Annotated in this window: 7 protein-coding genes; 6 read left to right on the top strand and 1 reads right to left on the bottom strand. The window is 60.1% G+C overall.

Annotated elements, in window-relative coordinates; all coding sequences use genetic code 11:
- Positions 1 to 107 precede the first annotated feature (107 nt).
- On the bottom strand, positions 108 to 878 hold the full coding sequence (locus K0H47_RS17170; RefSeq protein WP_063027400.1) for a MipA/OmpV family protein: 771 nt from the start codon (positions 876 to 878) through the stop codon (positions 108 to 110).
- 229 nt (positions 879 to 1,107) lie between these two features.
- Here K0H47_RS17170 and K0H47_RS17165 point away from each other — a divergent pair, with 229 nt between their 5' ends.
- Genes K0H47_RS17165 through K0H47_RS17140 form a run of 6 tightly spaced genes read left to right on the top strand, consistent with a single transcriptional unit; the run spans position 1,108 to position 8,368 of the window.
- Positions 1,108 to 1,812 (top strand): MtnX-like HAD-IB family phosphatase, encoded by a 705-nt coding sequence (locus tag K0H47_RS17165; protein WP_026078301.1) that lies wholly within the window; start codon positions 1,108 to 1,110, stop codon positions 1,810 to 1,812.
- The gene (locus K0H47_RS17160; RefSeq protein ID WP_003216473.1) at positions 1,805 to 3,199 is read left to right on the top strand and encodes an aspartate aminotransferase family protein; all 1,395 of its coding nucleotides are present in this window, start codon (positions 1,805 to 1,807) and stop codon (positions 3,197 to 3,199) included. Before K0H47_RS17165 ends, K0H47_RS17160 begins: the two co-directional genes overlap by 8 nt.
- Positions 3,196 to 4,062, top strand: coding sequence for a carboxylesterase (locus tag K0H47_RS17155; RefSeq protein ID WP_063027402.1), 867 nt, complete (start codon positions 3,196 to 3,198; stop codon positions 4,060 to 4,062). Before K0H47_RS17160 ends, K0H47_RS17155 begins: the two co-directional genes overlap by 4 nt.
- Positions 4,063 to 4,078: 16 nt before the next feature.
- Positions 4,079 to 5,203, top strand: a complete 1,125-nt coding sequence (locus K0H47_RS17150) for a GNAT family N-acetyltransferase (protein ID WP_017480104.1) — start codon at positions 4,079 to 4,081, stop codon at positions 5,201 to 5,203.
- Positions 5,203 to 6,981 (top strand): HAMP domain-containing sensor histidine kinase, encoded by a 1,779-nt coding sequence (locus K0H47_RS17145; protein WP_063027404.1) that lies wholly within the window; start codon positions 5,203 to 5,205, stop codon positions 6,979 to 6,981. Before K0H47_RS17150 ends, K0H47_RS17145 begins: the two co-directional genes overlap by 1 nt.
- A complete protein-coding gene (locus K0H47_RS17140; RefSeq protein WP_063027406.1) occupies positions 6,971 to 8,368 on the top strand; it encodes a sigma-54 dependent transcriptional regulator in 1,398 nt (465 codons plus the stop codon). The genes K0H47_RS17145 and K0H47_RS17140 overlap by 11 nt, the downstream gene beginning before the upstream one ends.
- Positions 8,369 to 8,495 lie beyond the last annotated feature (127 nt).

Raw genomic sequence — 8,495 nt, 5'->3', positions numbered from 1 at the left:
GTGGGGCAAGAGCGTTTTGCTTACTTTTGCGCTGTTCAAAAGTGAGCCGCTGTAAGAGCGGAACCATAAGAGGCCGTTACCGCAGCAACGGATATGCCCCCCCCAGCTCAATCAAACTTGTAGCTGATAGCCCCCTGCACCTGCCCCTGATTCACATCCCCGGTCTCCTTGACAATACTGCTATTGGCCGCCGACCCCACCAAGTGAATCCAGCTGGCACTGGTCAACAGCGACCACTTCGCATCCAGGGGAAACTCAAAACTCTGCGTCAACGTCAGGTTCTGAAACCCGGCACTGGCGTTATACGGCCGAAACCCCGAAGCCGCAGCCTCATTGGCATCTACCCCAAAAAACGTCTGCGCCTGCCGAGCATCGGCGAAATGCGCCATCAAACCGGTGCTGCCGATAATCCCGCGGCCCATCGGATACCCCAACTCCCCGCCGAGCTTACCCACCACCCCACTTTGATCATGCCCACCGCCCACGGCCTGACCCACCTGTGCATACACCCGCCAGAACTCAGCCGGAGCGTACTGAATGAACCCCCCGACCTCCGCCATATCCGGAACGTCCCGCAAGCCCCGCAACGAACCGTTCGCCGTCCGCCCCGGCAAGTAGTTGATATAAGGCCCAGCAGTAAAGCCATGGGTATTGAGGGCACTCCAGGTCAGCCCATCGTCGCTACCCAGGCTGACACTCCCCCAATCCAGGTCGAAATAAGGAATCGGCTGCGTTTCGTAGCGGCTGCCCGTCGGATCATGGGGTTGATAGCTGACGCCCACGCCCGCTTCACCGGTAATCCCGTCCGCCAGCGCCGCGCTCGAAACACTCCACAGTCCAAATAAACCGGCAAATACAGCAAAAGTAACCCTGAACATGAAGCCATATCCTTTTGTGAACATGCGCGCATGAACGCGCAAACGCCCTGCCTTAGGCAAGCACTCATCTAGGTTGTAGCAAGCTACAAAAATTGTAGCCGGTTTCGACACAACTACACGTCGATACCCGCCAAACCCTTTGAAAACGGGGGATGGTGGCACTTGGCACGCTCCATGCTCTATCCCCTGCAAGCGCAACAGCGCGTTCCTACTTCATAGGTAAATGCAGATGATCCAATGGCATATCGTGTGTGACTTCGACGGGACCATCACTCCCACCGACGTCATCGACAACGTCCTCCAACGCTTCGCCGGCCCAGAGTGGGAAACCATCGAGCAGGAATGGCTGGATGGGCACATCGGTTCGCGCGAATGCCTGAGCCGTCAACTGGCGCTGATCAAGGCAACCCCGGCCGAGTTGCTGGCGTATTTCGACAGTGTGGAGATCGACCCGGACTTCCCGGACTTCGTCGACCATGTCATGGGTCTGGGCGCTTCCATTGAAGTGGTCAGCGATGGCATCGAACAAGGCATCGCGCGGATTCTGTCGCGCAACTATGTGACCTTGCTGCCAATCCTCGCCAACCGCCTCCGCCAGGTCGACCAGAACAGCTGGCGCATCGACTTCCCGTATTCCAGCGACGCCTGCCGTGCTGCTTCCGGCAACTGCAAGTGCAAGTCCACGCCGCGCAACAAGCGCGTGCTGGTGATCGGCGACGGCAAGTCCGACATGTGCGTGGCCTCCACCGCCGACTTCGTCTTCGCCAAGGCCAGCCTGGCCGATTACTGCGAAACCAACAACATTCCTTACGCGCGGTTCGACACCTTCGCCGAACTGCCGGCATTGCTGGCCAAGCTGCCTCAGGGCATCGCCGCCAACGCCAACGCTTTCAGCACCTCTTCCGACAATCAGGAACTCTTCCACCATGTCTGATATCCGCATCGCTACCGCAGAAGACCAGGTTCTTCTGGATAAAGAAGCCAAGTACTGCTCCTACGGCGATACCGTTCACTACATCGACCCTCCGCGTATTTTCAGCCGTTGCGAAGGCTCCTACGTGTGGGACACCGAAGACCAGGCTTACCTCGACCTGCAAATGTGGTACTCGGCCGTTAACTTCGGTTACGCCAACCCGCGCCTGAACAACGCGCTGAAACAGCAGATCGACACCCTGCCGCAAATCGCCAGCCAGTACCTGCACAAAGGCAAGATCGAGCTGTCGGAAATGATCGCAGTCGACGCCAAGAAAAAATTCGGCCTCGACGGTCGCGTGCACTTCAACGTGGGCGGTTCGCAGTCCATCGAGGACTCCCTGAAGGTTGTGCGTAACGCCACCAACGGCAAGAGCCTGATGTTTGCCTTCGAAGGCGGCTACCACGGCCGTACCCTCGGCGCTTCGTCGATCACCTCGAGCTACCGCTACCGTCGCCGCTACGGCCACTTCGGCGAGCGCGCCAACTTCATCCCGTTCCCGTACCACTTCCGTGGCCCGAAAGGCATGACCAAGGAAGAATACGGCAGCCACTGCGTGCAGCAGTTCGCCCGTCTGTTCGAAACTGAATACAACGGCGTGTGGGACCCGAAAGTCGGCCAGAGCGAATACGCGGCCTTCTACGTCGAGCCGATCCAGGGCACCGGCGGCTACGTGATCCCGCCGATGAACTTCTACAGCGAGCTCAAGCAGGTCCTCGACCAGCACGGCATCCTGATGGTCGTCGACGAAATCCAGATGGGCTTCTGGCGTACCGGCAAGCTGTGGTCGATCGAACACTTCGACGTCAAACCTGACGTGATCGTCTTCGGCAAGGCACTGACCAACGGCCTGAACCCGCTGGGCGGCATCTGGGCCAAGGAAGAGTTGATCAACCCTAAGATTTTCCCGCCAGGCTCCACTCACTCCACCTTCGCGTCGAACCCGTTGGGCACCGCGGTAGGCCTGGAAATGTTCAAGATGACCAGCGAAGTCGACTACGGCGCGATGGTCATGGCCAAGGGCAAATACTTCCTGGCCGGCCTGCAAGAGCTGCAGAAGCGCTTCCCGATCATCGGCGACGTCGATGGCCTGGGCCTGGCCCTGCGCTGCGAAATCTGCGGCCCGGACGGCTTCACTCCGGACAAGGCGACCCTGGACTACATGGTCGAGGAAGGCATGAAGGGCGACATGGTGGTTGACGGTCAGAAACTCGGCCTGATCCTCGACGTGGGCGGCTACTACAAAAACGTGATCACCCTGGCTCCATCGCTGGAAATCAGCTACCCGGAAATCGACCTGGGCCTGAAGCTGCTCGAGCAACTGCTTGTGCGAGCGACCAAACGGTGATCAGCCACGAGATCGACCTCGGTGAAGGTGATGCCGGCTTCGTTCTCGGTAGCGGTCCGGTCGGGATCCTGTTGATCCACGGCCTGACGGGCACCCCGACGGAACTCCGTCGGGTGGCCCAGGGTTTGGCCAAGGCCGGGAACTGCACGGTGTACGTGCCGACCCTGGCCGGGCACTGCGGGGACAACAGCGACCTGCAAGCCACTGGCTGGCAGGACTGGTACGAAGGCGTGCGCAAGACATTCGTCGGCGTGAAACAGCGCCACGAGCAGGTGTTTGTCGGCGGTCTGTCGATGGGCGCGGTGATGTCGATGTACGTGGCGTCGCAGTTTCCGGGCCAGGTCGCAGGCTTGTTGATGTACTCCACCACGTTGAAGTACGACGGCTGGAGCATCAACAAGATGGCATTCATCACGCCCTTGCTGATCCGCATTCCCTTTGGTGTGCGCCTGTTCCGCTTCACTGAAAAGCCGCCCTATGGCATCAAGAACGAGCGCCTTCGGGCTATCGTCGAGCGGCAAATGAAGGAAGGGGAGAGCAGTGAGGCGGGGCTGTTGACCATGGAGGGCGTCACGGTGCGTGAGTTGCACTGGATGAACGCCGTGGTGAAGAAACTCATGCCGTCGATCAAGACCCCGGCCCTGGTGCTGCACTCCATCGAGGATGACATCACCAGCCGCTGGAACGCCGATTACGTGGAACGCCACCTCGGCGGCCCCGTGACCAAGATCCTGCTGGACAACTGCTACCACATGATCACCGTCGACCTGCAATACCGCCGGGTGATCGAGTTGAGTGCCGAGTTTGTCGAGCAACACGCACATGCCACAGAGGCTCCTGAAGATTATCGACAGTTGGCTTGAACCCTAAGGATCAGACGTGATTACCGCCCAAGCCTTTTCGACCATTCGGGCCATCGAACGCAGTGCCTGGAACGACTGTTTTCCCGATGCCCTGGAGGATTGGGACTATTACGTGGCCGTGGAAAATGCCGCTATCGATGATTTTCAGTGGCGCTATCTTGCGGTGTTTGACGATGCAACGCTGGTAGCGGTCGCGCCGGCGTTCATCACGCGTTATCGCCTCGACACGACAGTGTCGGGCGTAGGTAAGCGCTTTACCGAGCGCCTGGAGCGACTGTGGCCGGGTGTTTTGAAGTTGGGCCTGTATGCCATCGGTTCGCCGGTGGCAGAACAGTGCAATGCGGGTATCGCCAGCCACGTTCCCGAATCAGGGCGCGAGGCGTTGCTTGCGCAATTGCTCGCTGCCGCGCGCCAGGATGCCGATACATTGGGTGTTGGGCTGGTGGCGGTCAAGGACGCACCGACCAAGGATGAAGCCTGGTCAAACAGCTGCCTTGGCGCGGGCTTCCAGAGCATGCCCAGCCTGCCAACGGCTTTGTTGCCAATCCCTTTTGGTTCAGTGGACGCCTACCTGGGTTCCCTGGACAAAGCCACCCGCAAGGACTTGCGCCGCAAACTGCGTGCGCCAAGCCCTCGCGTTGAGTGGCGACGTAATATCGACGATGTATTGCCGCGCATCATGGCGTTGTATGAGGCCACCCTGGAACGCTCCGACCTGCAGTTCGAGCGACTGCCGGCAGGCTATTTCACCGGTATCCTTGAACAGCTGCAAGAACGTGCGGTCTGTGTGCTTTATTGGGTGGACGAGCAACTGGTGGCGTTCAACCTGATCCTGCTCAACCAGGATCGCCTGATTGACAAGTTTTTCGGCGAAGACAGTGATTACAGCCGCGAATACAACCTGGCCGTGCGCAGTTGGCTAACCAATGTCGAGTACTGCATTCGCAACAATATTGCGTTATATGAATGCGGTCAGGCCGGCTATGCCAGCAAGCTGCTGCTGGGCTGCGAGTTTCAGGGCAACAGCATGTTTTTCCGCCACCGTAACTGGCTGGTCAACCGTGCGCTGTTTGTAGCAAAAGTGTTTCTCCGACCGGATCGATCCGACCCTGCCATGGCTGCTGCGATAAGCGAAACCTGATGATCAACAAGACCCGCCCAAAAGCCCGCCCCTTTGCCATTTCGCGTTGGAGCGTCCAGCGCAAGCTGGTGTTGGCGTTCTGGCTGGTCACCGTGATTCCGACGATGATCGCGGCGGAGCTTGCCGCGACGACGTTGTCGCAGATTTTCGACAGCAACGTGCGTATCTGGCTGCAGGAGTCGACCAAGATCGTCAAGGACGAGATCGGCGACATCCTCCACGACAATGCCCGGGTCGCCCAGCTGTTCCTGCGCTACACCAAACCGCCTTCTTCGCGCCAGGCCGCCAAGCACGACAAGCTGACCGCCGACATTGCCGCCGCCACCGACATCGACGTGGTCGCGTTGATCCGCAGCAGTGACCACAAGATCGTGTTCACCACCGCCGCCGACGACATCGTCAAGCAAATCAACCTGGCGAGTAATGCGGTGTTGCAGACAGTCCAGGTGGCGGGCGTGACCACGGGCGTGGTGGTGTCCACTTTTGAAACCAGCGAGGACGGTGTCGACTATCAACTGCTGGTGGCCACGTACCTGGACAGTAGTTTCCTGACCAGTGTGGCCGATGTGCACTCCCTGGACCTGCGTTTGTACCTGGCCAACCCCAGCGGTTTCTCGGAGATTTTCTCCACCCAGCGCTTCGTCGATCACCCCAACCGGATTCCTTCGAGTATCGAAGCCGCGCTGCGCAGTACCAAGCAGCCCAGCGAACAGTTCACCAGTAACTACAGCGGTTTGTACTGGCCGATCTTCAATGATGCCGGCGAGCTGCAAGGGGTGATCTTCAGTGGCTTGCTGCGGCACACCAGCCTGGTGGGCCTGGTGAACCAGAGCAATCTGTTCGTGTTGATCTTCCTGCTCAGCTCGGCGCTGTCGCTCGGTGCCGGCATGTTGGTGTCCCAGCGCCTGACCCGGCCGTTGCGGGATCTGTCCGAAGGCGTCAGTGCAGTGATCTCGGGCAACTATCAGCACCGTGTGGCGGTCAGCGGCGGCGACGAGCTGGCGCAACTGAGCAGCACCTTCAACCACATGACCGAGCGCCTCGGTGAGTTGCATCACCTGGAAGCGCAGCTGCGCCGCCGTGACCGCCTGCATGCCCTGGGCGAAGTGGCCATGGGCCTGGCCCACGAAATTCGCAACCCGCTGGGCATTATCAAGACCGCCACCCAGTTGCTGCACCGCCGCGCCGATTTGCCGGAAACCGACAAGCGCCACCTTGAATACGTGATCAGCGAAGTCAGCCGGATCAACGACCTGATCACCGAATTCCTCGACTTCGCCAAACCCAGCGCGCCGTTGCGCACGGTGCAAGCGGCACGGCCGGTGGTGGAGGAAATCCTCGGCTTCTGCGGGCCAGAGTTGTCGACCCATAACATCGACGCCCATATCGATGACCAGGCCCCCGGCGCGACGATCTACGCCGATGCCAAGCAGCTCAAGCAGGCGTGCCTCAACCTGATTCTCAACGCCATCGATGCCATGCCCGAAGGCGGCCGCCTGACCCTGGGCATCCGCAGTGTGAATGGCAACACGGTGATCAGCATCGCCGATACCGGCGAGGGCATTCCGTCGGACATGATCGAGCGGATCTTCACGCCATTCGTCACCACCAAGGCCTCGGGCACCGGCTTGGGTCTGGCCAAAGTCTTCTCGATCATGGAAAGTCATGACGGCAGCATCGAATGTGTCAGCGAGAAAGATGCCGGCGCCACCTTCAGCCTGTACATTCCGGCTCAGGGTGCAGACGACGGCGATGATGAGGATGGTGATGACGCATAACGTATTGGTAGTCGATGACGAACCCAAGCTCTGTGACTTGCTCTCGTCGGCCTTGAGCCAGAGCGGGATCCAGGTGTTTACCGCTGGCAACGGCCTGCACGCGCTCAAGGTGCTGGAGCAGGAAGACATCGACCTGGTGATCAGCGACTGGCGCATGCCCGGCATGGACGGGCCGGCGCTGCTGGCGGAAATCAAGGTGCGTTACCCCCACCTGCCGGTGATCGTGATGACCGCCTACAGCACCGTGAAAAACGCGGTGCAGTCGATGCGCAACGGCGCCTACGACTACATCGCCAAGCCGTTCGACATCGACGAGCTGGACATCACCGTGGCCAAGGCCCTGCAGTTTCGCGACATCATGCGCGACAACGCACGCATGCGTGCCGAACTGGATGAGCATGCGCAGTTCGACAGCCTGGTGGGCGACAGCCCGGCGTTTCGCCGCGTGCTGCACGCCGTGGACTCGGTGCGCGACAGCAACGCGACGGTGCTGCTGACGGGCGAAAGCGGCACCGGCAAAGAGATGGTCGCCCGTGCCATCCACAAACACGGCAATCGTGCCGACAAGCCGTTTGTGGCGGTCAACTGCGCGGCGATTCCCGAAGGCTTGCTGGAAAGCGAGATGTTCGGCCACCGCAAGGGCGCCTTCACCGGCGCCGTGGCGGACCGGGTCGGGCGCTTCCAGCAGGCGGACAAGGGCACACTGTTTCTGGATGAAGTGGGTGACATGCCGTTGGCGCTGCAGGCGAAAATCCTGCGGGCCTTGCAGGAGCGGGTGATCGAGCCGGTGGGCGACCCGCGGGAGCGCAAGGTGGACGTGCGGGTGATCGCCGCCACCAACAAGAATTTGCTGGATGCGGTGGCGAACAAAGAGTTTCGTGAAGACCTTTACTACCGCCTCAATGTATTCCCGATTCCGCTGCCGGCCCTGCGTGAGCGAGTGGAAGACATTGCGCCGCTGGCTCGGCACTTTGCCCAGACCTTGAGTGCTACGGCGGGTAAACGCATCACCGGTTTCAGCCCTGAGGCATTGCAGGCCATGGCGGCGTATTCTTGGCCGGGCAATATTCGCGAGCTGCAGAACTGTGTGGAGCGGGCGACCATCGTTGCGGCGACGCCGGTGATCGAGGACATTGATTTGCCGGCGTATCTGTTTGCTTCGAAGCCGGCTGAAGACGGGGTGGGTGCGATCCTCAGCAACGGGCCGGGTGTGCCGCACGACCTGGATGCGGCGCTGGCCGAGGTGGAGAAGGCATACATCATGGCCGCGTTGCAGGAGAGCAATGGGGTGCAGGCTGCGGCGGCGCAGAAGATCGGGATTTCTGAGCGCAGTTTTTGGTATCGGTTGAAGAAGCTGGGGATTCAGGTGGACAAGATTGTTCGCTAGGGGGCGCTGAGCGTTTTTTTGGGGGGGAGTACATATCCGTTATTTAGGTAACGGCGACTTATGGTTCCGCTCTTACAGCGGCTCACTTTGGAAAAGCCCCAAAGTAAGCAAAGGGCTCTGCCCCGCC

The sequence above is a fragment of the Pseudomonas sp. Xaverov 83 genome (genome assembly GCF_019352905.1).
GTDB lineage: Bacteria > Pseudomonadota > Gammaproteobacteria > Pseudomonadales > Pseudomonadaceae > Aquipseudomonas > Aquipseudomonas yamanorum.
Note: the sequence above shows the minus strand (reverse complement) of the source record. Positions and strands in the feature narration are given on the sequence as shown.